The following is a 23,074-nucleotide window of genomic DNA, read 5'->3' on the forward strand; positions in this document are numbered from 1 at the left end:
CAAACCTTGATAGCTAAGAAGTACGAATCCAGCGATGCTTCGGAAGTACAAAATCGGACTGTTTTCGCGGCTTGGCTTCAATACCGTTGATATCTACAGCGGCTGGTGCACACTTTTCAGACAACAGTATTCTCGGCGCTTCCGACCCAGCCGCAACAATTCGCTAGTACTCGTCGGTACCGTGGCTGTGTTCAAAGACAAGTGAAGTTTGGGTGGTGGCTACCGCGGGATTTGCCGAAAGGTTGTCCAAGACGAACTGCCGCACGTCTGAAGAATTTCGGACCGCAACGTGAAGGACGAAGTCGTCAGCGCCACCGAGGAAGAACAACTGCCGGACCCCGGGTTTTCCACGCATATCCGAAGCGAAGCTGGACATCAGGTGACGTGCACCCGGGCGTATTTTGACGAAAATCAGAGCTTCGAGTTCTCGACCAAGTACTTGCGGGTCAACCTCGATAGTAAATCTGGAAATGACTCCGGAGTCGCGTAGCGCATTGAGTCGAGCTAGGCAGGTAGATGCCGCGATTCCCAATTCCTCGGCCAACGAGTTGTTTGTTCTGCGCGAATTCTCCGAGAGTAGCGCCAAGAGCCGTCGGTCTAGCTCGTCGAGCTGGGCGGTTTTATTTTCGCCAGAAGCGGGGGTATTGAGCATCTGCTTGCACCAGCTTTCACTACCAACTTTTGGAATTTATTGCCGTGGAGGGATTCGCACTGTCTAGAACAACATCATAATGAATCATGTTTGATCAGGCTTAGCCTCTTCGAATGCGACTTCGCCTATCCGTACGGATTTACGTTTGTGGTAGCGGAGGACAAAATACACGATCACCATGATGACCAACAGGCCGGCAACGATAAATGGCCAGTCCAGCGCGAGCCAGGCGTAGAACACCGCCATGCCAATGGTCGTGTAGATCAAGGCCCAAGCCAGCGCGCCTACCGTCACTGCAGGCAGGTAGCGTCGCAGTGGCATGCGGCTGGCGCCAGCCGAAGCATTAACCGCAGACTGAATTCCGACCGTGAGGAAACACAAAGGAACCGCGAGCATTCCCCACCGTGCAATGAATCTTTGAGCACGCCGGTACATGATTCCGTGCATGATTCTTTGATACCGAGTGTTCTCTACCCCGCGTGCCACCGCACGGCCCACCCAATAGGTCGCGTTTCCACGAAGCAACGCTCCGAAAAAGAAGAAAGTGAACGTGACCATAAAGGGAGCGTCATTCACCAGCCAATCAATGGTCATTGACGGCTATGGCACACTTTTGATCTTCGTGACCAGTACGGCACCTACGAGGCTGATCACCGCCGAGCAGATGAACAAGGTTGAATATCCTCCGAACCAGGTCACCGAAAGCCAGGCGACAAGTGGGGCCACGACCTGTGGCAAAGAGTTCGCAATATTGATCAGGCCCAGATCCTTGCCACGCGAGTCTTCATGCGGAAGCACCTGGGTTAGCAGGGCAAAGTCCACCGCTAGGTACGCGCCGAAACCAATTCCCAGCAATGCCGCGGCAATGATTGCGGTGCCGAAAGTTGAGGCGAAGGCGAGCGTGAGCGCTGCGACGGCCACAATGACAGAGGAGATAATCACGTACTTCTTGCGCTTGCCGTCCCGATCTGACAATCGTCCGGAAATCACCGAGGAGAAGATCACGCAGAAAGCGTAAATGGCGGTTAGCACCAGCACGCCAGTAGCCGGCTCTGGATGGTGCAGTTCGTCTTGCAAGAAGAAGAGCAGGTATACCAAACACAGTTGGCTACCCAGGTACAGGAGGAAGCGAGTTAACCAAGCCCACCCGAAATCGGTGTACTGCAAGGGGTTGATCCAGAAGCTCTTGACGAAATCCAAGAGCTTCAACGGTTCCAGCGACCCCTTGGGCAGAGGCACGTCCTGGCGCATCAATACGAACGGAATGGCACAGATTGCCACCGCGGTAGCGACCATCGCATAACCAAAAACCAGATTCGAGGCGGCGACCATGCCAATGACCGCACCGATAAGCGAACCACAGGTCTGACCCAGGGCCACCAGCCCACCGACAAGGCCACGCTGCTCCACCGGAACCTTATCCGGGATGGCGGCGAAGATCGCGGCCAGTGCCGCATTACCGGCGGCCTGCATCAGCGCCCAGCCGAGAACCAGCATGGTCACCGTCTGCGCGGTGGACATCAAGAGCAATGCCAGGGCGGCAAAGACGGTTCCGCACATCACCCAGGGGACGCGTCGGCCAAACTTCGAGGTACTCCGGTCGCTCAAGGCACCGAATAACGGGTTCGCCACCAGGGACACCGCTGCGCCAACACCGGTGACCAGCGAAAGAATAGCGTTCTTCTGGCTGGCATCGAGTTGTTCAGCGTGCAGGCCAAGCAGTACCTGAATCGGCGCGAAGAAACCGACATTGATGCCGATGTGGACAATAACGACCGAGGCTATCCAGCCTGCTCCTACGCGCTTTGTCGGAATGCGCAGAGCTTCGGGCAACCCCGAATTACGTTCTGTGATCATGCTCGGTCCTGCCGTCCAAGGTCGCGAGGACCGACCAGTGGGTCTCGTAGTTCTTCAATGCTCGGAGTGACGCCTCGGGCGATAAGCCGCTTAACTGCCTTGGACATCAGCCCGCCATCAACCATTGATGCGGCGATCAGGCTGCCGGACTCGTCCAGTCCAAAGAGCACCTGCAACTGGCCCCTCCGGTTCAATCGCGAAATCGTTCGAGATGCCTTGCTGAAGTCCCCCACGGCTTCGACGTGGCTGTCATGGCGGTCAGACCAGAACCAGGGAACAGAGTGGGTGGGTGCTTCGCTGCCCATAATGGTTGCGGCAGCTATGGCCGCATCTTCCATGGCGGCTTCCCAATGCACCGCACGAGGCCGCTGAGCCATTCGCGCAGCGTCCCCGATGGCAAGGACTTGCCGCTGACGGGTGGTGCGCAGGGATTCATCAACGAGAATCCCATCGTTGATCTCCAACCCCATATCGGCTGCGAGAGTGGTTTCAGCACTGACGCCAATTGCTGCAACGATGATTTCTGCGTCGATCCGCCGGCCGGAGACCATTGCGTGAGTCGGGCCGATTTCGGTCACAGCACCTGTCATCGAGGTAATCCCACGACGGGAATGTTCGGCATGCAGCGCCGTTGCCATATCCGTGCCCAAGACTTTGGACAGCGGAGCCGATGAGCTGGATACGAGGGTTACCTGCGCACCGAGCATTTTTGCTGTGGCGGCGAACTCTGCACCGACCAGTCCTGCGCCGATAACGAGAACCCGTTGCCCGAACATTCCATCTTCCAGCATCGACGACAGATAAGCTGCGTCTTCGCTGGTGTGCAGGCTCCGCGCATATTCGGCGCCTGGGACCTGCAGTTTCTTGGGAGTCGTGCCGGTGGCGAGCACCACCCAGTGATCCGGCTCCGTTGGTGCATTCAGTTCGGTGACCGATTCCTGGACTAGACCCACACCATGCTCTTCGAACCATGCAAGTGGGACGAAGTGCTCGCGCTGTAGCGATTTGCTAAGCGGTGGCCGGTCGTAGGGAAGCCCCTCGGGGTCGCTGATCTTGATGCTTCCGGAATACCCTTTGCCCACTAATTCGCGAGCAAGGGTAAAACCGGCAACACCACCGCCGACGATATGAACTGACGGCATTTAGATATCTAGCTCCAAGTTCCCGTCAACAACCTCAACCTTGTAGGTGCGCGCATCTTCGGTGGCCGGAAGGCACTGCACCTTGCCGCTCTTCAGATCAAAGGTGGAGGCGTGCAATGGGCATTCAACCTCGCACCCTTCGATCCAGCCGTCGGAGAGCGAAGCGATCTCATGAGGGCATTCGTCCTGCAGTGCATAAAAGTTGCCGTCTCCGGCATGGAAAATCGCAATATCTTCACTGGCGCCGCTTTCGCTGGCTGGGACCAGCAGGGCGTCTCCTCTGGAAATCTGTTCTGCGGGACCGACTTGGTAGCTCACGATGACTCCTTTGAAGTGGATAAACGTCTAGAACCATCTTGTCACTGTTGGTGCCCGCTGTCCTATCTGGCAGGTCGTGAGTCGAATCATCAACGTCGAAATGCCAACTGTCCATTTGCTTGAGACCGTCGGGGAATAACCTCGACGGTCTCAAGCAAGCGCGTAGCCCAATGATTTTATTATGCCGGGACCAAGCCAGCTTCCGCCGGGCTGGTCACCGGAAAATGGCATTCAGCCAGATGTGCCGAATCCCCGGGTCCGAGGCCGGGCATCCCCAAGACGATCTTGCCTGATTCATCTTTCGTCCTCTTTTCTGGCCGTTCGGCACTGCAAATCGGCTGGGCCTTCCAGCACCGTGTCCGGAAGCGGCATCCCGACGGCGGATCCAAAGGAGAAGGAAGCTCACCTTGCAATACGATGCGCTGTGCCGGACGTTGGGCCGGATCAAGCTTGGGAGACGCCGACATCAGCGAAGCGGTGTATGGGTGCAGCGGTGATTCAAAGACCTGTTCGGTGGTTCCCGTCTCAATAATGCGCCCAAGATACATCACGGCGACCCGGTCGGTGACGTGACGGACTACCGAGAGATCGTGGGAGATAAAAATATAGCTGACGCCCAGTTCGCGTTGTAGGTCGTTGAGCAAGTTGAGCACCTGGGCCTGTACCGAAAGGTCCAGTGCGGAGACCGGCTCGTCAAGGATGATCAGATCCGGGTCCAGCGCCAATGCGCGGGCGATACCGATACGCTGACGCTGTCCACCGGAGAATTCCTGCGGCGATTTTGAGGCATCGGTGGAACGCAGACCCACCAGGTTAAGAAGTTCGTTGAGCCGCTTCGTCTTCGCCGCGCTGCCCCGATACATGTCCTTATGCGTGGCGAACGGTTCGCTGATGATTTGCCCAGCGGTCATCCGAGCGTTGAGCGACGCGAACGGATCTTGAAACACCATCTGCACACGCCGGCGCCACTTGAGCAGCTCCTTGCCACGCAGGCCGAATGGATCTTGTCCTTCAAACCTCACGGTTCCGGAATCTGGTTGTTCGAGCATCATCAGCGTTCGGGCCAGCGTTGATTTGCCGCATCCCGATTCACCGACCAGACCAAGAGTTTCTCCCTTGCGTACCGTGAGATTGATTCCGTCCAAGGCACGCAGTTCCTTGACGCCCGCGGCACCGGCAGAAACGTGGAAGGTCTTACTCAAGTCTTTGACTTCCAGCACATTCTCGGCGTTACCGCCAGTTGTTTGGCTCACTGGTTTTCCTCCTCAAATTCGTTTGCCAGTTCGGTGCTGACCTTTGCCGAAGACACCTTTTCGGAGAAATGGCAGGCAGCTCGCTGCGCCACGCCGGTCTCACGCAATACCGGTCGCTCCTCTCGGCAAATGGCGCTGACTAGCGGGCACCGCTCTTGATAGACACACCCCGGAGGTATTTTGTTCAATTCAGGTGGACTTCCGGGAATTGAGGACAGTCCCTCGCCGCGCTGCGCATCGGTAGGTACCGAGTCCAGTAGCCCCTTGGTGTAGGGGTGGGTCGGGTTTGAAAATACCGTGTCCACAGGGCCCTGTTCCACCACGTTTCCGGCGTACATCACGCACACCTCGTCTGCTTCTTCCGCCACGACGGCCAGGTCATGGGTGATCAGCACTACTGCCATCTGGTCCTCAGTACGTAGCTTGTGCAGCAGCGACATGATTTGCGCTTGGACGGTGACATCCAAGGCGGTGGTTGGCTCGTCGGCGATCAGCAGCTGCGGGCTGAGCGCTACGGCCATGGCAATCAGAATTCTTTGCCGCATTCCGCCGGAGAACTGATGCGGGTAGGAATTCACTCTTGTTTCGGGTTCCGGGATGCCTACCCTTCGCATCAAATCAATAGCTTCGGACTTCGCCTGCTTCTTGCTCGCGCCGCGGTGGATGCGGAATGATTCACCCAGCTGCGCACCGATGGTGTAGACCGGGTTCAAAGCCGTCAGCGCATCTTGGAAAACGATGCCCAAGCCGGGGCCGGCAACGGCGCGACGCTGTTTCGGGGTCATCTGATTGAGATCCGCACCATTTAGTTCGGCCCGACCACCAGCCACCGAGGCCACCGGGTCCAAGAGACCGGCGATGGCCTTCGCAGTCATGGATTTGCCGCAGCCGGATTCGCCGAGCAAGGCCAGCGTGCGTCCGCGACGGGCGGTGAAGCTAACCTGGCTGACCACTCGCACGGTGCCGCGCGGGGTGCGAATATCTACGTCGAGTCCGGTCACTTCAAGGACCGTGTCGTTCGCGGTGGCCTTCTCTGCTGTGGGTTCACGCATCTCGGTCATCATTTCGTGTCCTTGATTACTTTGGTGAGCGATTTCTTGGTCTGCTTATCAAGCGTCAGACGCCAACGCTGTGCGGGATCGGTAGCGATGCGCATCCACGCCGCAAGCATATTTGCGGCTACGGCGGTGATGACAATGGCTAGTCCTGGAAGGATCGATAGCCACCAGGCAGTCTGCAGGTACTGGCGTCCCTGAGCGACCATGAGGCCCCAGGAGACATCCGGTGGCTGAATACCGATGCCAAGGAATGACAGCGAGGACTCGGCAAGCATCACAAAACAGAATTCGAGTGTTGCCAGCGTCAAAAGAGTCGGGGTGACCACCGGGATTACGTGGCGGACAATGATGGCGTTTGGTTTGGTGCCAAAGGTTCGAGCGGCATCAACGAAAGTTCGTGATTGCAGTTCGGCCGATTCGGCGCGGGCTGTACGCATGTAAATGGGGATTCGCGTAATGGCCAGGATTAGCACGATGTTTGCAGCAGAAGGGCTGAAGACGAACAGCACGACTACCGCAAGCAGCAGCGAGGGGAAGGACATGATGATATCGGCAATGCGCATCGAGATATTCTCGCGCCGACCGCGATGGTATCCGGCCCAGACTCCCCAGAGCGAGCCGATGAGTAGCGCAATGAGGACCGCGGGAACTGCAACCAACATGGTGGTCTGCGTGGCGACGACCATGCGGGCGAGCATTGAGCGTCCCAGCGAATCGGATCCGAGAATATAGGCCCAGCCGTTGGATGGATCGAAGGGCTCCTTATTCATGAACATCAGGTCCTGCTTGGTGGCCAACTCACCCATGAGGCTCGGACCAAACAGAGCAAGCAGGATCACGAAGCTGAGGATAGCTGCGGCCACGGTGGCGAACTTGTCACGCAAAAGCATGCTGAACATGCTCGGACGTCCCAGTCGTTGCGCCGCACTGACCTTCGTCTTCTTCTGGTCTGCTGGTTTTTCTTGAGTTTGTGTCATGGCTTTGCCCTAAGCGTCAATCACGGCGGCGTGGGCCGGACCGGTGGTAGTTGGGGTTCCAGAAGTGCCCGGCATGATGTCTTGGCCACGATGCTCGTTGCGCGACTTGCGGCGTCCGCGAGCACCGGCGCTGGGCCGGACCCGTGGATCCAGCAACGCGTAGCCGATATCGATGAGGATGTTGAGCACGAAGATCGCTATCGCGGTGAGCAGCACACAGGCTTGGAGCACGGCAAAGTCGCGTTGCAAGATTGAGTCGATCATGAGCTTTCCGATACCCGGCCAGCCGAAGATCGTTTCCACCACTACCGCACCGTTGACCAGACCAACTGTCAGGTCCCCGGCCACGGTCAGCCCGGGCGCCGCGGCATTTCGCAATGCGTGCGCGCCGACCACCCTGGACTGTGTGGCTCCCTTGGAGCGGGCAAGTTTGATGTAAGGCTCGGAGAGAGATGAAACCATCGCCCCGCGCACCACCTGAACCAGTGTGCCGAAGGGTCGCATCACCAAGGTCGCGACCGGAAGCACCCAAGCCGCCGCGCCCAGCACGCCAGAGGTAGGAACCCAGCCGAGCGTAATGGCGAAGACCCAGATGCCCACGATAGCCAACCAGAAATCCGGAATGGAGGCAGCGGTCATGGAGATGAAACTTGAGAACCTGTCGAGGATTCCGTTGGGTTTCAGTGCTGCGGCGGAACCAACAATAACTGCCAGCACGATGGCTATGACCATCGTGGTGCCGGCAAGCTGCAATGTTGCGGGAAAGGCCCGCAACGCCATATCTGCTGCGCTTTCGCCGGTGCGCATCGAAGTACCAAAATCAAAGCGCAAGACTCCGCCGAAGTACTGGGCCATTTGCACCCAGATTGGCTGATCCAGCCCATTGCGAATTGCGAAGTCCTCGCGCATGGCTTCGGTGGCGTTCAGCGGCAGGTACAACGCGGCCGGATTGCCGGTCATGCGAGCAAGCGCGAACACGCCCACGATGACCACCAGCAACGGCACGGCCGAAGAAATAATCCTTTTACGCAGATAGGTGAGCATTAAACTATGTACTTTCAGTAAGTTTTGTCATTGTCGGTTCCGCTTGGCACTCAGTGAGCGTCCTGGCTATTCAGCCGCGGTGACTTCTGCCAAACGCAATTCGTCACCCGAGGATGAGTTCGGCTCGTAGCTCACTGTGCCTGCGATGCCGAGCATGCCAGTCTGGTGCGAAATGTGAGCGAACTGCACCACGTTGTCGTTCTGGTACTGGAAGACCTTTTCAAAAGCTGCCTGGCGGTCTGCTTCAGAGGAAGCGTCCGCTTCTTCGATCAGCTTGTCCAGTTCCGGGGTACCAAAGGCGGACTGAGCTCCCTTAGTGGTCATGTACTGGTCCACGGTGAAGGCAGCATCACCTGCCTGGTTGCCGTGCTGGATCATCAACGAGATGGCACCCTCATCCTCGGTCGGGAATGGACGGACCTGGTAGGTCAGGTGCTGGCTGGTCTCAAGCATCTTCAGCTTCACATTCAGTCCGGCCTGGGAGAGCTGCTCCTGGATGACCTGTCCCAGTTCCTCGATCTTCGGGAACTGAGCGGTGCGCACGATCAGGCTGATCGGTGCCGAGGTGTCAACGCCTGCGGCCTTGGCCTCCTCCACTAGCGACTTAGCCTTTTCTGGGTCATATGGCCACGCTTCCAAGGAGTCGCTGTGTCCGACAACGCCCTCGGGTACCAGCTGGGAGGCGACCTTGTCACGTCCGCCGTACAGTGAAGCGACGATGGCTTCCTTGTCGATGGCGTAGTTCACGGCCTGGCGAATCTTAATGTCGGTGAAGGGGGCCTTGTCATTGTGCATGCGCAGGGCGACGGTCTCATTGTTCGGGTAGGCGACGCCCAGATCCCCGATATTGTCTTCCGGGCTCAGGCCGGTGGCGATATCTGCTTCACCTGAGGTGATCATTGCTGCGCGGACGCTTCCCTCGGAACGCCACTGGTAGTTGGCTTTGGCGAAGGCCGGGGCTTCGCCCCAGTAGTCGGCGAAGGCGGAGGCGTTGATGCTTTGCCCTGCCTGCCAGTCATCAAGCTGGTAGGGACCGGTGCCGATCGGTTCGCGGACCTTTTCGGTAGTGGAGGTTTCGGCTGGGACCACTTCGAGGAAGGACAGACGCAGCGGAAGGATCGGATCCGCCTTGGCCGCGGTGACCTCCAGCGTGGTGTCGTCTACGGCCTTGACCTCGAGGTCATCGTCGCCAAAGACGTAGCCCTCGACGTTGCAGCCTAGATCCGAGTTGACCGCACGCTCGATGGTGGCGGCGGCGTCTTCTGCGGTGAAGTCGCTACCGTCATGGAACTTCACGCCCTCGCGCAGCTTGAGCGTCCATGTGGTGTCATCCTCGCTGGACCACTCGGTGGCAAGTTTGGGTTCCAGTTCACCGGTGGTGGGGTTGCGTTCGATTAACGGTTCGGTGATCGTCGAGCGGACAACTACGCCGGTGCTGGTCAGGTTTGATTCGCAGGCTTCGAGCGTTGGCGGTTCCTGCTGAAGCACTACACGCAGGGTGTCGCTCGCGGTTGCTCCCGGCGCCGCCGACCCTCCGGCTGCGTCTTCGGAATTGGCAACCGAGCAGCCGGCCAATGCGGTGGTGCTCAGCAAAGCTCCGGCGGCGACCGCCATGGAGATGCGCCGTGCGCGCTGAATGGGGGTTTTCGAATTGAACATCATTGTTTCCTTCTGCGTGCGAGTGTGAGGTGGCCGTGGTGCTTTTTGACCGTGTCCGTATCCAAAGCTTTGACCGGTCCCGGGAGGCGGTCAAGGGATGGCGGCCCTCCGCAACGTAACTTAGCCAGTGATGTAACTCCCTACCCTCCGGTAGCCCAGTGTGACTTACGCTACAATCCGGGGGAATTCCTCAATCAATGCTCCAAGGGCATTGATCTATCCAATCTGAGTGTTGGACTTGAATCGTTGATCATTCATAGGATGCACGTATGTCAACTGATACCAGCGCGTCCGCACGACGCAACACCACTACGATCGCCGGGAACGCCATTGTGCGTGTGGGCCCGGTCAATCCCACCGTCGCCCAGGCACTGAGTGAAGACTTCGGGTCGCTGGTTCTGCCTGCCGCCGGCAGTGAGCGCGATGCTTTCCTCAGCGAGCATGGGCAGAGCATTCGAGTTGCCGTCTGCTCCGGCAAAATCGGGGTCGACTCCGAGCTGATGAAGGCACTGCCGAACTTGGAAGCCATCATCAACTTCGGCGTGGGCTACGACGCTACCGACGTAGCGCAGGCCGCCGAACGCAACATTCCAATCAGCAATACTCCGGATGTGCTCACCGATTGCGTCGCAGATACCGCCCTGGGCCTGTACCTGATGACACTTCGCTCGTTCGGCTCGGCCGAACGCTTCGTCCGTAACGGCACGTGGGGCAGCGGAGAGAACTTCCCGTTAGCCACGCGGGCCAGCGGCAAGCGCGTAGGAATCCTCGGGCTAGGACGAATCGGGCAGGCAATTGCCAGCCGGCTTGAGGCTTTCGGCTGCGAAATCCACTACCACAACCGCTCCGAGAAAACCGATACCGCATATGCGTATCACCGCTCCGCCGCAGAGTTGGCCGAAGCCACGGACGTGCTGATTATCGCGGCCGCCGGCGGGCCGCAGTCGGCGCACCTGGTCGATGCAAACGTGCTCTCCAGCGTAGGTCCGCAGGGCTTCGTGATCAACATTGCCCGTGGCAGCGTCATCGATGAGGCGGCCTTGGTCAACGCACTTGAGAATAACCTCATTGCGGGCGCCGGCCTTGATGTGTTCGCCCACGAACCATCCGTTCCGCAGGGCTTGCTGGAATTGGATAACGTGGTCCTGCTGCCGCATTTGGGTAGCGGAACCCACGAGACCCGAGCGGACATGGCGGCGCTCACGCTGGAAAATCTGCGCTCGTACATCGCTGAGGGCACCTTGGTTACTCCCGTTTCCTAACGGAGCAATCCGCTGTCGAATGGCTTAAAAACACCCTGCGGTGGCGCGTTATTTTCCTTGATCTGCAATGATCAGGAATATCGCGCCACCGCTTGGCGTTGTGCCAAAGACGACAACCGAGGAGAAAAGAGCATCATATGTCCGATACAAATCGAGTAGTCATCATTGGTGGGCACGGGAAAGTTGCTCTTCTTGCGGCACCAAGACTTGCAAGCAGTGGCCTGAACGTTGAGTCCGTGATTCGAAACCCTGAACATAGCGAGGAAATCAGCGCGCTGGGAGCGACTCCTGTCGTGCTGGACATCGAACAGGCAGACGTTGATTCCCTGGCCCAGCAATTTGCCGGAGCGAAGGCCGTGGTCTTTTCCGCCGGCGCCGGCGGAGGAAGCCCCGAACGCACTGTTGCGGTGGACTATGAAGCCGCAGTGCGCACCATGAAGGCAGCCGAGCAGGCCGGGGTGAAGCGCTTTGTCATAGTTTCCTATGCACGAGCATCAGTTGATGTAGGCACCCTAGAGAAGGACAATTCCTTCTATCCGTATGCCAAGGCCAAGCATGACGCCGATGCGTTCCTGCGCGGCACCGATCTGGACTACACGATCCTTGGACCAGGCCTGCTGACCTTGGACCCATCAACTCAGCAGGTCACCCTGGCTGACGGCGAAGGAAACATCCAGGGTCGCGCACCAGAAAATGACGAGGGCAATACCGCGCGCGAGACCGTCGCCGATGTCCTCACCCACGTCGTTGTCAACAATGCAGCAATTCGCCAGACCGTGAATTTCTACGATGGGCAGAGCCCTATCACAGAGGCGATTAGCTAGCCCTTCCAGCTACACCTTGAGGGACCGCTCGAATGTTTTCGAGCGGTCCCTCAAGCTTTTGACTGGCAATCGGACAGACTCCCGGGCACGGATTCAGGCGAGCAAGAAATACTCCTCAAAACAGTTGTATGATAAGTTTTCAACTTGTACTATAAGTAAATAACAAGGCCCGTCCGGGCACCTTGACCGTCAGGAGTTTTCAGTCATGAGCTACACGCCAGATGCCATCCGCCACGTCAAACTTTCCACCGCACGTTTGCCGCTGGCAACGCCCATCTCGGATGCAAAGGTCTTCACCGGACGGCAGAAGCCAATGACCGAAGTGGTCTTCCTCTTCGCGGAGATCACCACCGAACAAGGTCATGAAGGTCTTGGCTTCTCCTACTCCAAACGTGCAGGCGGACCGGCGCAATATGCCCACGCCAAGGAAGTCGCCCAGACAATGATCGGCGAGGACCCGAACGACATCGCCAAGCTCTACACCAAGCTGCTCTGGGCCGGTGCCTCAGTGGGGCGCTCTGGCGTAGCCACGCAGGCCCTGGCGGCCTTAGATATTGCCCTCTACGACCTCAAATCCAAGCGCGCAGGACTTCCGCTGGCCAAGTTCCTCGGCTCCCACCGCGACTCAGTGCGCACCTACAACACCTCCGGCGGCTTCCTGAACGCAAGCATCGAAGAGGTCAAGGAGCGCGCAAGCCAGTCCATTGAAGAAGGCATTGGCGGCATCAAGATCAAGGTAGGGCTTCCTGACAGCGCAGAGGACCTGCGTCGAGTGGCGGCGGTACGCGAGCATATCGGCCCGGACTTCCCGCTGATGGTTGATGCAAATCAGCAGTGGGACCGCGCCACCGCGTTGCGCATGGGCCGCAAGCTCGAAGAATTTGACTTGGTCTGGATCGAAGAACCGCTGGACGCTTATGACGCCGAAGGCCATGCCGCATTGACCGCGGCCTTGGATACCCCGATTGCCACCGGTGAAATGCTCGCCTCCGTCGCCGAGCACGAACGGCTGATTGCAGCGCGTGCCTGCGACATCATTCAGCCAGATGCCCCACGCGTTGGCGGCATCACCCAGTTCCTGCGCCTAGCCACCCTGGCAGACCAAGCCGGACTGGACCTGGCTCCTCACTTCGCCATGGAAATCCACCTGCACCTTGCGGCCGCCTACCCACGCGAGCCATGGGTGGAGCATTTCGACTGGCTGGACCCGCTGTTCAACGAACGCCTCGAAACCAAGGATGGGCGGATGATCGTGCCAAACCGCCCGGGCCTAGGATTCAGCTTCAGCGACCAGGCCCGAGTCTGGACTACCGAATCGGTTGAATTCGGCATCGCCTAACAACGCCACTACGTCGCCGTTGCTCGCCAAGCGTGAGCAACGGCGACTACTCTTTAAGGATGCATAGCGTGAAACCGAATCTGACTACCACTTTGGTCGACTATCTTCGTGAGCAGATCATCAGTGGACAGATTACCGCCGGCGAAAAACTCCCCAGTGAGAACTCGTTGATAACCGAGCATGCAGTCTCACGCACGGTAGTGCGTGAAGCTATCACCCGCTTGCAAGCCGAGGGGTTGGTTCACACACGGCGTGGCGCGGGCAGCTTTGCGCTGACTCCCCCAGCCCAGGAAGGCGAGCATAACAGCAGAATTCCGCGGACCTTGGAAGAACGCCGGCAGCTGCTGGAATATCGCTTGGGGTTCGAGACCGAGGCGGCAGCCCTGGCCGCGATGCATCACCAGGACAATGATCTTCATTCCATGGACCAGGCGTTGCAAGGATTCGAGGCCGCCGCAGGCAACGCCGCGCAAAGCATGAGTTGCGACTATGAATTCCATCTGGCACTGGCCCGCGCCACGGGCAATGCGTACTTCATCCAGGCAGTGACGACCTTCGGCCCCGCCATGATCGCCATGCCCCGCCAACGATTTGCGACCGCAATATCCGGCGCAGCTGATCGCCTGGGGTCTGTGATGGCCGAACACGAGACAATACGCCAGGCGGTAGCCTCGGGAAATGCGCTGGCTGCGGCAGCTGCCATGCGGGTTCATTTGGGCAATTCAATCTCAAGATTAGAATCCGAGGCCGGAGGGAAACCCTGAACCCTGCGGCCTCAGTCTCCGACCAGAACAACAAATGGGTGCCCTTCGGCTTAACTGTTCGCTAGCCAAAGAGCACCCATCAATTTTCTACGTTCAGCGCAGTGGACTCGTGTCCATTCCGATCAAGAAAGACCTATTCCGGCTTGACCGCTAGTACCGGATGCTGGGCTTGCAAGAGGATCCGCTGGGCATGCGAGCCCATGATGAACTTTCCTACTTGGGAGCGCTGGCGCAGTCCGATCACAATGAGCGAGACGCTGTGCTGATCCGCGAGACCAAGAAACTCCTCAGCCAGATCATCCCGGTAACTTGATTCCAGAATCTTTGCCTGCACGCCCGCCTGCGCCGCGTTCCCCAGGATCCTTTCCAGGTCCTCAGCCGAGGCGGTGTTCTTGTCCACGAGTGACCCGGCGCGTGAAGAGTTGACGATCAGTAGCTCCTCTTGGCGCAGTTTGGCTTCGTTAATGGCCGCGGTTACCGCCGCCTCTCCAACGTTGGTGGGCACGTATCCGACGATGATGCTCATGCGTTTTCCTTTTCTTTTTCCTGCGTTGCCAAGGCTGCAAGAGAGCCGGACTTACGCTTGTCGATAACACTCTTGATCATTGGCCACACGGCTACGAAGACGAATAGCACCAGCAACGTGGCCGAAATTGGCCGGGTGAAGAACCCTGTGGGATCTCCCTCTAGGACCAGCAACGAACGGCGCAGGTTTGATTCGAGCAGGCTGCCAAGTACGAAGGCGAGCACCAGCGGGCCAGGTTCAAAACCGAACTTCTTCATCAGGTAGCCAATGGCACCGAAGATGACCACCAGTAGCACGTCGAACATCGAGTTTCGAATGGTGTAGGCACCGAGCATGGTGATCAACGCGGTGACCGGAGCGAGGATCGCCGCACGAATCCGCAGGATTCGAACGAAGACGCCAATGAGCGGGATCGACATGATCAACAAGAGGATATTGCCGATGTACATCGAGTTCACCACGCCCCAGAACAGCTCCGGGTCATCGCTGATTAGCTGCGGGCCAGGAGTAATTCCCTGTATCAGCAGCGCACCAAAGATGATGGCCATGGTGGCGTTCGCCGGGATACCCAGGGTCAGCAACGGGATGAATGAGCTGGTCGCCGCCGCGTTGTTGGCAGACTCTGGACCTGCCACACCTTCGATTGCACCCTTGCCGAAGCGCGAAGGATCCTTTGCGGTCTTCTTTTCCATGGCGTAGGAAGCCAGCGAGGCAATGGTAGCGCCGCCGCCGGGAAGAATGCCCAAGAAGAAACCGAGAACCGAGCCACGGCCAATAGCACCGGAGGCTTCTTTAATGTCTTTGCCCTTGGGCCAGACATTTGAAACCTTCATCGGGGCTGTCGCCGCACGGTGGCGTTCCTCCAGGTTGTAGAGAATCTCACCAAGACCAAAGAGGCCCATGGCGATGGGAACAAAGTCGATGCCATCTGCCAGCGATAAGTTGCCAAAGGTGAAGCGTTCAGCGCCGGTAAAACCGTCACGTCCCACAGTGGCCAGGAACAGCCCCATGGCGGCGGCGATAATCGCCTTGATTTTTGTGCCGCCGGAAATCGTTGCAACAAGCAAGATGCCCAGCATTGCCAAGGCCGTGTATTCCGGCGGGCCGAAGTCCAGCGCAAAGCTGGCAACCAACGGCGCGAGGAAGGTCAAGCCGATAATGGAGACCGTGGCACCAAAGAACGAGCCGATGGCGGCAATGCCCAGCGCCGTGCCGGCTCGGCCTTGTTTAGCCATGACGTAGCCGTCGAAGACTGTCACCACGCTGCTGGCTTCACCCGGCAGGCGAAGTAGCACCGAGGTGATGGTGCCACCATACTGGGCACCGTAGAAGATACCCGCCAGCATGATGATCGCGGTAACCGGCTCAACGCCGTAGGTCATAGGCAGCAAGATGGCGATGGTAGCTGCCGGCCCGAGGCCCGGAAGCACACCAATGAGCATGCCGACGACCACGCCGAGCAGGCAGTACAAAAGATTTGTGGGGTCAAGTACGACGTTGAATCCGTCTAAGACCGGTCCGAAGAATTCCATGCGAGTAAACCTTTACGTGCGACTTAGAATAGTCGGGGAATGGTGGTGCCAAGTGCGGCGATAAAAATTCCGTAGAAGGCTCCAACGATCAGAATCGAGTAGATCGTGGCGGACCTCCAGCGTTCGCCGCCCAACCAGCGCATCCAGACGAAGCACAACAGCAGCGATGGGATCTCGAATCCAATCAGTGGCATCAGCACCACCATGAGGATCAGCGTGGCAAATCCAATCACGGCGTACCAGCTCAAGGAGCTGAACTTTTCGCCGTCCTTGCCACCTGTGCGGCCCACGATGATCTGCGCCACCGACATCACCGCCGCGATCAGCGTGATGATAAATGGCCACATTCCAGCAGCCGGGGCTGCGGGGGTGCCAAGCCCCAACCCGAGGGAGATCACCATACCGGCGATGCTCAGTGCAAGAACTACCAGGGAGGAAAGCAGGTTTGCGACAGGCCCCGCTGGATCCGGTGCTTCTGCCTCCCATTGGGCAGCGAGTTCCTCCGGAGTGAGGGTCTCTTCTTCGTCAGCGTTTGGCGTGACGTCGAGATCAGCAGGCACTTTCTCCTGTTTGCTCTCTGCCTTTTTCGCATCCATTACTTTCATCCTTTGGTTCTCGCTTTCGAGTTGGGAGCCGGTAGCTGAAAACTACTTGCCTGCCAGCGAGATGTCGTGCTCCTCGGTCAGTTCCTTGTACTTGGCAGCCAGTTCGTTCCATTCGGTCACGACTTCTTCGCCCGAGACTTCATGAGCGGTCAACAGGTTCTGCTTGTTGAAGTCCTTGTAGCTATCTGCGGCTACCCCGTCCTGGATGGAGGCGACAAGCTTTTCCTTCGCCGCATCGTTCAGGCCCTTAGGGGCTGCGATGGCACGGTACTGGGAAACCGGAACTTCGTAGCCGGATTCGATGGCAGTTGGTACGTCAGGAAGGAACTCATTACGATCCTTGGAGAAGACCACAATCGGGGTGACCGTTCCGGCGTCGATCTGCGGCTTGGCTTCACCGAGCTGAACGGTGGATACCTGAACCTGATCACCCATGACGGCTGTCAGCGCTGGGGATCCGGAGTCGAAAGGAACCGTGGTTCCGTCAATCTCGGCCTGGGCCAGGAGCAGTTCCTGGGCCAGCTGTGAACCCGTTCCCACGCCAGTGGTGCCGAAGGACAGCTTCTTGCCGCTGTTCTTGATGTCATCCAGATTCTTCACACCCGAAGCGGTGCTGGCGACCATGACATAGTCATCCTGGGACAGGCCCATCAAAACATCAAGGTCATCGAGGGAGACGACTTCGTCTTCCGAAACGGCCAATGGGGTGATGGTGATCAGCGAGGCGTTGAGCAGAATCAGGTTCTGTCCATCGGGAGCCATGGCTGCAACTTCTTTAGTGGCCAGGGCGCCGTTGGCTCCAGGCTTATTTACTACTGGCATCGAGACGCCGAGCGATTCGGCCATGCCCTCGGCAGCCGCGCGGGCGATCAGGTCGGTGGATCCACCTGGTGCCTGGCCTACGGTGAGAGTGACCGGACCATTAGGGAACTGTGCAGATGATGCGTCGCTGCTGCCGCCCACATTTCCGCCGCATGCGGTCAGGGCCAGAGCGGCACCTGCTGCGGTGAGTGAAAGCATTGCGCGTCGGGTCATACGATTTTTCACGGGAGATTCTCCTATGGTTGCGAGTGAACGTGGCCAAGCACAAGCGATCAGGTGAAACAGATCACGCAATTTGGCCTCGGGTACAGCCTAAGAAACAGATATGATGCATGTCCAAGGTCAACTATGCATGGAATGATGCCTGAAAGGTATTGAATGTTTACTCTGGATCAGGCCCGCAGTTTTGTTGCGGTCGCCGAAGAGCTCCATTTTGGACGGGCAGCCGAGCGGCTGAATATGACTCAGCCTCCGCTCAGCCGCCAGATTCAAAAACTGGAACGTTCGGTCGGTGTCGAACTATTGGACCGAGACAACCGCCGGGTTTCACTGACCGCAGCGGGCCACGCTTTTCTCATTGACGCCAGACGCCTGGTCGTTGCTGCAGAGCGGGCCCCGGATAATGCCCGGCGGATTGCCGCCGGGCAACTGGGTGAAATCCGCATTGGCTTTACCGCGGCATCCGGCTTCAGCCTGCTTGGGCCATTGCTGGCGGAGATCAGCGAGCGCATGCCCAAAGTCCACCTCGATCTTTCGGAATTGGTCACTCACGAGCAGGTGAATGCACTGCTCGATGGCGATCTTGACATGGGTCTGGCCAGGCCTCCCTTTGATGAGAAGCTCTTTGAATCGGCCCTCTTGTTCTCTGAAGGCCTCTTCGTTGCGGTGCCCAGTGGACACCGCCTTGCGACTTTACCCCGTGACATCCTCTTCGCGGATCTGCGTGACGAGGCGCTGATCATGCATTCGCCGATTAAAGCCCGTTACTTCTATGATCTGGTGGTCCGAAGAGTCGAGGTAGAGCACAAAAATGTGCGTCATACGGTCAGCCAGATTCTGACCATGGTGGCCCTTGTCGCGGCAGGACGTGGAATCGCCTTTGTGCCTGAAAGCGCCAAGCTTCTGGGTGTGGATGGTGTGCGCTACTTGCGGTTGGCGGAAATTACCGATGACCCGGTCCAATTGCACGCGATCTGGAGCCGGGAATCTCGCAACCCTGCCCTGGGCGGATTGGTGGACATTATCAAGGGCGGATTGCACCACTGACCATGTTCTTAGGGCACCTCCCGTCATTGATGCTCAGAGGGTATCAAACAATATAAATATGGGCTTGGACAGGCATCATGGAACGTCCATACGCTGGGATCAACGAACACGTTCCACCCACCTTCGGCCGAAGAGGCTTCGGCAGAATAAGAAAAGGACATTTCCATGGCTCAGTACACCCCTCTCGAACTTGCCGACAAACTCAAAGACGGCCTGCTTTCCTTCCCCGTCACAGCTTTCGACAAGAACCTCGAGATCGACGAGGCAGCCTACCGCAGCCATCTGGACTGGCAGTCAAGCTTCGACGTGGCAGGGCTCTTCGCAGCCGGTGGAACAGGCGAAGGATTCGCCCTGACCGCCGAGGAAGCATCCAAGGTAGTGCGCATGGCAGTCGAAGAGGCAGGTTCACGAGTTCCCGTACTGGCCTCGGCCGGCGGCTCCACCAAGCAGGCCATCCAGAATGCGCAGGACGCGGAAGCCGCGGGCGCCGAAGGTTTGCTGCTGCTGCCTCCTTACCTGACCGAATGCGATCAGGACGGCCTGTACGAACATGCTTCACAGATTTGCTCCTCCACAAAAACCGGCGTGATCGTCTACAACCGCGCCAACGCCATCTACTCTGCAGAGACCGTGGCCCGTTTGGCGGACAACCACGAAAACTTCATTGGCTTCAAGGATGCGCTGGGCGATATCGAGCACCTCACCAAGGTCTATGCCAAGAACGGTGACCGTCTGTTCTACCTGGGCGGACTGCCAACCGCAGAAACCTTCGCGCTGCCGCTGCTGCAGCTGGGCATGAGCACCTACTCCTCGGCGATGTACAACTTCGTCCCAGAGTTCGCTCTGGACTTCTACAAGGATGTCCGCGCTCAGGACCGCGTCGCTGTCAACGAGAAGCTGAACCGCTTTGTCCTTCCATACCTGGAGATCCGCGACCGCGTGAAGGGCTACGGCGTTTCTATCGTCAAGGGTGGCCTGAAGGCCATCGGCCGCGACTCCGGCCCGGTACGCCCACCACTTCAGGACTTGACCGAAAAGGATCTTGCGGATCTTTCAACCCTGATCCAGCAGGCAGGCATCGTTCCTGCCGGCGCGAGCCTCTAAGCAGACTTCGTTCCTCACCGACACACCAACTCGTCGACTTAGGAGTAATTCATGAGCACCACAACACAGAACTTGACCGGACAGTCCATACTCGCCGGCGTCAGCACCACCGGCACCGGGCGTGCGGTACACGGCTATAACCCGGCCACCAATGAGCCTTTGGAACCTGCCTATTCTCTGATCGATGAGCAGCAGCTGAAGACCGCCACCTCTGCGGCGGCGGAAGCATTCGAATCTTTCCGCTCCTTGGAACCGGCAAAACACGCAGATTTCCTGGATGCCATTGCCGATAACATCGAGGCAGTGGGCACCGAACTAGTAGCACGTGCCATGGCCGAAACCGGACTGCCTGAAGCACGCCTGACCGGCGAGCGCGGACGCACCACCGGCCAGCTGCGCTTGTTTGCGAAGGTTGTCCGCCAAGGAGACCAGCATGGTGTCCGCGTTGACCCGGCCATGCCAGATCGCAAGCCGGCACCTCGCGTGGATATCCGCCAGCGCAAGATCGCTGTGGGTCCGGTTGCAGTCTTTGGCGCCTCCAACTTCCCGCTGGCATTCTCCACCGCCGGCGGCGACACCGCCTCGGCGTTTGCGGCCGGCTGCCCGGTGGTCTTCAAGGCGCATAATGCCCATCCTGGCACCAGCGAAATTGTAGGGCAGGCAATTACCAAGGCAGTCGCCGACCTCGGTCTGCACCCGGGTGTCTTCTCACTGGTATACGGTCCCGGTGCATCCATTGGCCAAGCTCTGGTTGCCGACCCGGTGATCAAGGCGGTGGGATTCACCGGTTCGCGTTCTGGCGGTACCGCGCTGATGGCCACCGCGGCTTCTCGCCCGGAGCCTATTCCGGTGTACGCCGAGATGAGTTCCATCAACCCGGTGATTTTCTTCGAGGGTGCCCTTGCCAAGGATCCTGCCGCGCAGGCCCAGGCTTACCTGGCTTCGGTGGCTGGATCCTCGGGCCAGCTGTGCACCGCCCCGGGCTTGGTCTTCGTTCCCGTGGGCGAAGCCGGTGACGCGTTCGCTCAGGCTGTTAGCGGCCAGGCCCCCAACACTGCGGGCCAGACCATGCTCACCGCGGGGATCTACAAGTCCTGGAACCGAGGCGTCGAAGCCTTGGGCAGCCAAGACGGTGTTGAGCTGTTGGGCCGCGGCGTCGAAGGCGCCGGCGAAAACGCTCCAGCTCCGACCATTTACTCCTCAAACGTTGAGCGGTTGCTGAGCAATCCGGTGCTGCAAGAAGAAATCTTCGGTGCAGCTTCGCTGGTTATCCGCTATGCAAACGCGGAAGAACTGAAGACTGCGCTTGCCAAGCTGGAAGGCCAGCTCACCGCGACCTTGCAGCTGACCGATTCTGATCATGAAGCAGCCGCGGCGGTCATCCCCACCTTGGAAACCAAGGTAGGCCGCATTCTGGTCAACGGCTGGCCAACAGGCGTTGAGGTAGGACATGCCATGGTTCATGGTGGACCGTTCCCTGCCACTTCTGATCCACAGACCACCTCGGTCGGCACGCTGGCAATCGAACGGTTCCTGCGCCCGGTGGCCTACCAGAACTTCCCTGATGGACTTCTGCCCAAGCCAATTGGCACGGATAATCCCTGGAACCTGACCCGTCGTATTGATGGCACACTGAAGATTGTTGGAGAGTAATAGATGAGTAATCAACCAACAATCGCTTCGGTCCAGGTTATCCCCGTCGCCGGTCACGATTCGATGCTCCTAAACCTGTCCGGAGCGCACGGTCCATTCTTTACTCGCAATATCACCATCGTGACCGATTCCGAGGGCCGCACAGGCCTCGGTGAGGTACCGGGCGGCGAAGCAATCCGCTCGACCATAGAAGAGGCCGGCGCACTGTTGACCGGCGCTCCGGTGGCCAAATATCGTTCGTTGCTTCGTCAGGTTTCTGAGCGTTTCGCAGATCGTGATGCCGGCGGGCGCGGTGCTCAAACCTTTGACTTGCGCACTACCGTCCACGCGGTCACCGCGCTTGAATCTGCGCTGCTTGACCTGCACGGCCAGTTCCTCGGCGTACCCGTGGCCGAGCTACTCGGCGACGGCCAGCAGCGCGATGCGGTGCCAATGCTCGGCTACCTGTTCTACGTGGGCAACCCGGACCATACCGATCTTCCCTACCTGCGCGAACCGCAGGGTGCGGACGACTGGGAGCGGGTACGGCGCGAAGAAGCGATGACCCCTGAGTCCATAGTTCGTCTGGCAGAGGCTGCACAGGCGCGTTATGGATTCAAGGACTTCAAGCTCAAAGGCGGTGTCCAAGACGGTGATGCTGAAGTCGACGCGGTCATTGCGTTGAAACAGCGTTTCCCCGAGGCCCGCATTACCTTGGACCCTAACGGCGGCTGGCTATTAAAAGACGCTATTCGATTGGGTCAGCGCATGAAGGGAATCGTCGCCTACGCCGAGGATCCTTGTGGTCCGGAAGGACGATTCTCTGGCCGCGAGGTCATGAGCGAATTCCGCCGCGCCACCGGCCTGCAGACAGCCACGAACATGATTGCCACCGACTGGCAGGAAATGGCCCATGCGATCCGCACCAATGCGGTAGATATCCCGTTGGCTGACCCGCACTTCTGGACCATGTCAGGTTCGGTGCGTGTAGCTCAGTTGTGCAATGAATTCGGTTTAACTTGGGGTTCGCACTCCAACAACCACTTCGATGTCTCGTTGGCGATGTTCACCCAAGTTGGTGCTGCTGCCCCCGGGGAGATCACCGCACTGGATACCCACTGGATCTGGCAAGATGGTCAGGGACTAACCGAAGAACCATTGCTGATTCGTGACGGAGAAATCAAGGTTCCGCAGCGTTCAGGATTGGGCGTCACCCTGGACATGGATCGTGTGCAGCAAGCTCACGAACTCTACCTTGAACATGGTTTGGGTTCACGCGATGATGCAGTATCCATGCAGTACCTGATCCCTGGCTGGACCTTCGATTCGAAGAGCCCAGCGCTGGTTCGCTAACCGGTACCTCGCATATTACGGCGATGAGTTCAAAGACGGTGGGAACAGCCTTCGAGGTTGTACCCACCGTCTTTGGCCGTGCTTC

22 protein-coding genes are annotated in these 23,074 nt (G+C 58.5%); 8 read left to right on the forward strand and 14 right to left on the reverse strand.

The genetic code is table 11. The features are described from left to right. Positions 1 to 163: 163 nt before the first annotated feature. From LG294_RS14945 to LG294_RS14990, 10 genes are all read right to left on the reverse strand, one after another. A complete protein-coding gene (locus tag LG294_RS14945) occupies positions 164 to 652 on the reverse strand; it encodes an Lrp/AsnC family transcriptional regulator (RefSeq protein WP_404287063.1) in 489 nt (162 codons plus the stop codon). Between the two features lie 84 nt (positions 653 to 736). Continuing rightward, the gene (locus tag LG294_RS14950) at positions 737 to 1,210 is read right to left on the reverse strand and encodes a DedA family protein (protein ID WP_404287065.1); all 474 of its coding nucleotides are present in this window, start codon (positions 1,208 to 1,210) and stop codon (positions 737 to 739) included. Positions 1,211 to 1,252: 42 nt separating this feature from the next. Further along, a complete protein-coding gene (locus LG294_RS14955; RefSeq protein ID WP_404287067.1) occupies positions 1,253 to 2,509 on the reverse strand; it encodes an MFS transporter in 1,257 nt (418 codons plus the stop codon). After that, positions 2,506 to 3,651 carry an NAD(P)/FAD-dependent oxidoreductase gene (locus LG294_RS14960; RefSeq protein WP_404287069.1) on the reverse strand — a complete coding sequence of 382 codons (1,146 nt, stop codon included), beginning with the start codon at positions 3,649 to 3,651 and terminating at the stop codon, positions 2,506 to 2,508. The genes LG294_RS14955 and LG294_RS14960 overlap by 4 nt, the downstream gene beginning before the upstream one ends. Further along, positions 3,652 to 3,969 carry a non-heme iron oxygenase ferredoxin subunit gene (locus LG294_RS14965; RefSeq protein WP_404287071.1) on the reverse strand — a complete coding sequence of 106 codons (318 nt, stop codon included), beginning with the start codon at positions 3,967 to 3,969 and terminating at the stop codon, positions 3,652 to 3,654. It abuts the gene before it with no gap. 179 nt (positions 3,970 to 4,148) lie between these two features. After that, positions 4,149 to 5,222, reverse strand: coding sequence for an ABC transporter ATP-binding protein (locus LG294_RS14970; RefSeq protein ID WP_404287073.1), 1,074 nt, complete (start codon positions 5,220 to 5,222; stop codon positions 4,149 to 4,151). Next, positions 5,219 to 6,286, reverse strand: a complete 1,068-nt coding sequence (locus tag LG294_RS14975; protein WP_404287075.1) for an ABC transporter ATP-binding protein — start codon at positions 6,284 to 6,286, stop codon at positions 5,219 to 5,221. Before LG294_RS14975 ends, LG294_RS14970 begins: the two co-directional genes overlap by 4 nt. Next, positions 6,283 to 7,257, reverse strand: a complete 975-nt coding sequence (locus tag LG294_RS14980; protein ID WP_404287077.1) for an ABC transporter permease — start codon at positions 7,255 to 7,257, stop codon at positions 6,283 to 6,285. Before LG294_RS14980 ends, LG294_RS14975 begins: the two co-directional genes overlap by 4 nt. Before the next feature lie 9 nt (positions 7,258 to 7,266). Continuing rightward, complete coding sequence (locus LG294_RS14985; RefSeq protein ID WP_404287079.1) at positions 7,267 to 8,301, reverse strand: ABC transporter permease; 1,035 nt, start codon at positions 8,299 to 8,301, stop codon at positions 7,267 to 7,269. A 66-nt stretch (positions 8,302 to 8,367) separates the two neighbouring features. Further along, entirely contained in the window at positions 8,368 to 9,960 is a 1,593-nt protein-coding gene (locus LG294_RS14990; RefSeq protein ID WP_404287081.1) for an ABC transporter substrate-binding protein, read from the reverse strand. Positions 9,961 to 10,229: 269 nt separating this feature from the next. Here LG294_RS14990 and LG294_RS14995 point away from each other — a divergent pair, with 269 nt between their 5' ends. The 4 genes from LG294_RS14995 to LG294_RS15010 all read left to right on the forward strand — a co-directional run bounded on the left by LG294_RS14995 (position 10,230) and on the right by LG294_RS15010 (position 14,149). Then, positions 10,230 to 11,222 (forward strand): 2-hydroxyacid dehydrogenase, encoded by a 993-nt coding sequence (locus LG294_RS14995; protein WP_404287083.1) that lies wholly within the window; start codon positions 10,230 to 10,232, stop codon positions 11,220 to 11,222. 137 nt (positions 11,223 to 11,359) lie between these two features. After that, positions 11,360 to 12,046, forward strand: a complete 687-nt coding sequence (locus tag LG294_RS15000) for an SDR family oxidoreductase (protein WP_404287085.1) — start codon at positions 11,360 to 11,362, stop codon at positions 12,044 to 12,046. Positions 12,047 to 12,251: 205 nt separating this feature from the next. Then, a complete protein-coding gene (locus LG294_RS15005) occupies positions 12,252 to 13,385 on the forward strand; it encodes a mandelate racemase/muconate lactonizing enzyme family protein (protein WP_404287087.1) in 1,134 nt (377 codons plus the stop codon). Between the two features lie 68 nt (positions 13,386 to 13,453). Next, positions 13,454 to 14,149, forward strand: a complete 696-nt coding sequence (locus tag LG294_RS15010; protein WP_404287089.1) for a FadR/GntR family transcriptional regulator — start codon at positions 13,454 to 13,456, stop codon at positions 14,147 to 14,149. Between the two features lie 133 nt (positions 14,150 to 14,282). Here LG294_RS15010 and LG294_RS15015 read toward each other — a convergent pair whose 3' ends face one another. From LG294_RS15015 to LG294_RS15030, 4 genes are read right to left on the reverse strand one after another with little or no spacing between them, the layout of a single operon-like run. Next, a complete protein-coding gene (locus LG294_RS15015) occupies positions 14,283 to 14,675 on the reverse strand; it encodes a universal stress protein (protein ID WP_404287091.1) in 393 nt (130 codons plus the stop codon). Beyond that, positions 14,672 to 16,207, reverse strand: coding sequence for a tripartite tricarboxylate transporter permease (locus tag LG294_RS15020; RefSeq protein ID WP_404287093.1), 1,536 nt, complete (start codon positions 16,205 to 16,207; stop codon positions 14,672 to 14,674). The genes LG294_RS15015 and LG294_RS15020 overlap by 4 nt, the downstream gene beginning before the upstream one ends. Before the next feature lie 23 nt (positions 16,208 to 16,230). Then, positions 16,231 to 16,803 carry a tripartite tricarboxylate transporter TctB family protein gene (locus LG294_RS15025; RefSeq protein ID WP_404287095.1) on the reverse strand — a complete coding sequence of 191 codons (573 nt, stop codon included), beginning with the start codon at positions 16,801 to 16,803 and terminating at the stop codon, positions 16,231 to 16,233. A gap of 51 nt (positions 16,804 to 16,854) precedes the next feature. Then, on the reverse strand, positions 16,855 to 17,859 hold the full coding sequence (locus LG294_RS15030; protein ID WP_404287097.1) for a tripartite tricarboxylate transporter substrate binding protein: 1,005 nt from the start codon (positions 17,857 to 17,859) through the stop codon (positions 16,855 to 16,857). 153 nt (positions 17,860 to 18,012) lie between these two features. Here LG294_RS15030 and LG294_RS15035 point away from each other — a divergent pair, with 153 nt between their 5' ends. From LG294_RS15035 to LG294_RS15050, 4 genes are all read left to right on the forward strand, one after another. Further along, complete coding sequence (locus LG294_RS15035) at positions 18,013 to 18,900, forward strand: LysR family transcriptional regulator (RefSeq protein WP_404287099.1); 888 nt, start codon at positions 18,013 to 18,015, stop codon at positions 18,898 to 18,900. Positions 18,901 to 19,065: 165 nt separating this feature from the next. After that, positions 19,066 to 20,004, forward strand: a complete 939-nt coding sequence (gene kdgD / locus LG294_RS15040; RefSeq protein WP_404287101.1) for a 5-dehydro-4-deoxyglucarate dehydratase — start codon at positions 19,066 to 19,068, stop codon at positions 20,002 to 20,004. Positions 20,005 to 20,055: 51 nt separating this feature from the next. Continuing rightward, complete coding sequence (locus tag LG294_RS15045; protein WP_404287103.1) at positions 20,056 to 21,657, forward strand: aldehyde dehydrogenase (NADP(+)); 1,602 nt, start codon at positions 20,056 to 20,058, stop codon at positions 21,655 to 21,657. Between the two features lie 3 nt (positions 21,658 to 21,660). Then, the gene (locus tag LG294_RS15050) at positions 21,661 to 22,989 is read left to right on the forward strand and encodes an enolase C-terminal domain-like protein (protein ID WP_404287105.1); all 1,329 of its coding nucleotides are present in this window, start codon (positions 21,661 to 21,663) and stop codon (positions 22,987 to 22,989) included. Positions 22,990 to 23,074 lie beyond the last annotated feature (85 nt).

Source organism: Glutamicibacter arilaitensis, assembly GCF_044793945.1.
In the GTDB taxonomy this organism is placed as follows: Bacteria; Actinomycetota; Actinomycetes; order Actinomycetales; family Micrococcaceae; genus Glutamicibacter; species Glutamicibacter arilaitensis_B.

Bases quoted from the DNA above. Each gene is read 5' to 3' on its own strand.
- LG294_RS14945 (WP_404287063.1), bottom strand. From the start codon at position 652: ATGCTCAATACCCCCGCTTCTGGCGAAAATAAAACCGCCCAGCTCGAC.
- LG294_RS14950 (WP_404287065.1), bottom strand. From the start codon at position 1,210: ATGGTCACGTTCACTTTCTTCTTTTTCGGAGCGTTGCTTCGTGGAAAC.
- LG294_RS14955 (WP_404287067.1), bottom strand. From the start codon at position 2,509: ATGATCACAGAACGTAATTCGGGGTTGCCCGAAGCTCTGCGCATTCCG.
- LG294_RS14960 (WP_404287069.1), bottom strand. From the start codon at position 3,651: ATGCCGTCAGTTCATATCGTCGGCGGTGGTGTTGCCGGTTTTACCCTT.
- LG294_RS14975 (WP_404287075.1), bottom strand. From the start codon at position 6,286: ATGATGACCGAGATGCGTGAACCCACAGCAGAGAAGGCCACCGCGAAC.
- LG294_RS14980 (WP_404287077.1), bottom strand. From the start codon at position 7,257: ATGACACAAACTCAAGAAAAACCAGCAGACCAGAAGAAGACGAAGGTC.
- LG294_RS14985 (WP_404287079.1), bottom strand. From the start codon at position 8,301: ATGCTCACCTATCTGCGTAAAAGGATTATTTCTTCGGCCGTGCCGTTG.
- LG294_RS14990 (WP_404287081.1), bottom strand. From the start codon at position 9,960: ATGTTCAATTCGAAAACCCCCATTCAGCGCGCACGGCGCATCTCCATG.
- LG294_RS14995 (WP_404287083.1), top strand. From the start codon at position 10,230: ATGTCAACTGATACCAGCGCGTCCGCACGACGCAACACCACTACGATC.
- LG294_RS15000 (WP_404287085.1), top strand. From the start codon at position 11,360: ATGTCCGATACAAATCGAGTAGTCATCATTGGTGGGCACGGGAAAGTT.
- LG294_RS15005 (WP_404287087.1), top strand. From the start codon at position 12,252: ATGAGCTACACGCCAGATGCCATCCGCCACGTCAAACTTTCCACCGCA.
- LG294_RS15015 (WP_404287091.1), bottom strand. From the start codon at position 14,675: ATGAGCATCATCGTCGGATACGTGCCCACCAACGTTGGAGAGGCGGCG.
- LG294_RS15020 (WP_404287093.1), bottom strand. From the start codon at position 16,207: ATGGAATTCTTCGGACCGGTCTTAGACGGATTCAACGTCGTACTTGAC.
- LG294_RS15025 (WP_404287095.1), bottom strand. From the start codon at position 16,803: ATGGATGCGAAAAAGGCAGAGAGCAAACAGGAGAAAGTGCCTGCTGAT.
- LG294_RS15035 (WP_404287099.1), top strand. From the start codon at position 18,013: ATGTTTACTCTGGATCAGGCCCGCAGTTTTGTTGCGGTCGCCGAAGAG.
- kdgD (WP_404287101.1), top strand. From the start codon at position 19,066: ATGGCTCAGTACACCCCTCTCGAACTTGCCGACAAACTCAAAGACGGC.
- LG294_RS15045 (WP_404287103.1), top strand. From the start codon at position 20,056: ATGAGCACCACAACACAGAACTTGACCGGACAGTCCATACTCGCCGGC.
- LG294_RS15050 (WP_404287105.1), top strand. From the start codon at position 21,661: ATGAGTAATCAACCAACAATCGCTTCGGTCCAGGTTATCCCCGTCGCC.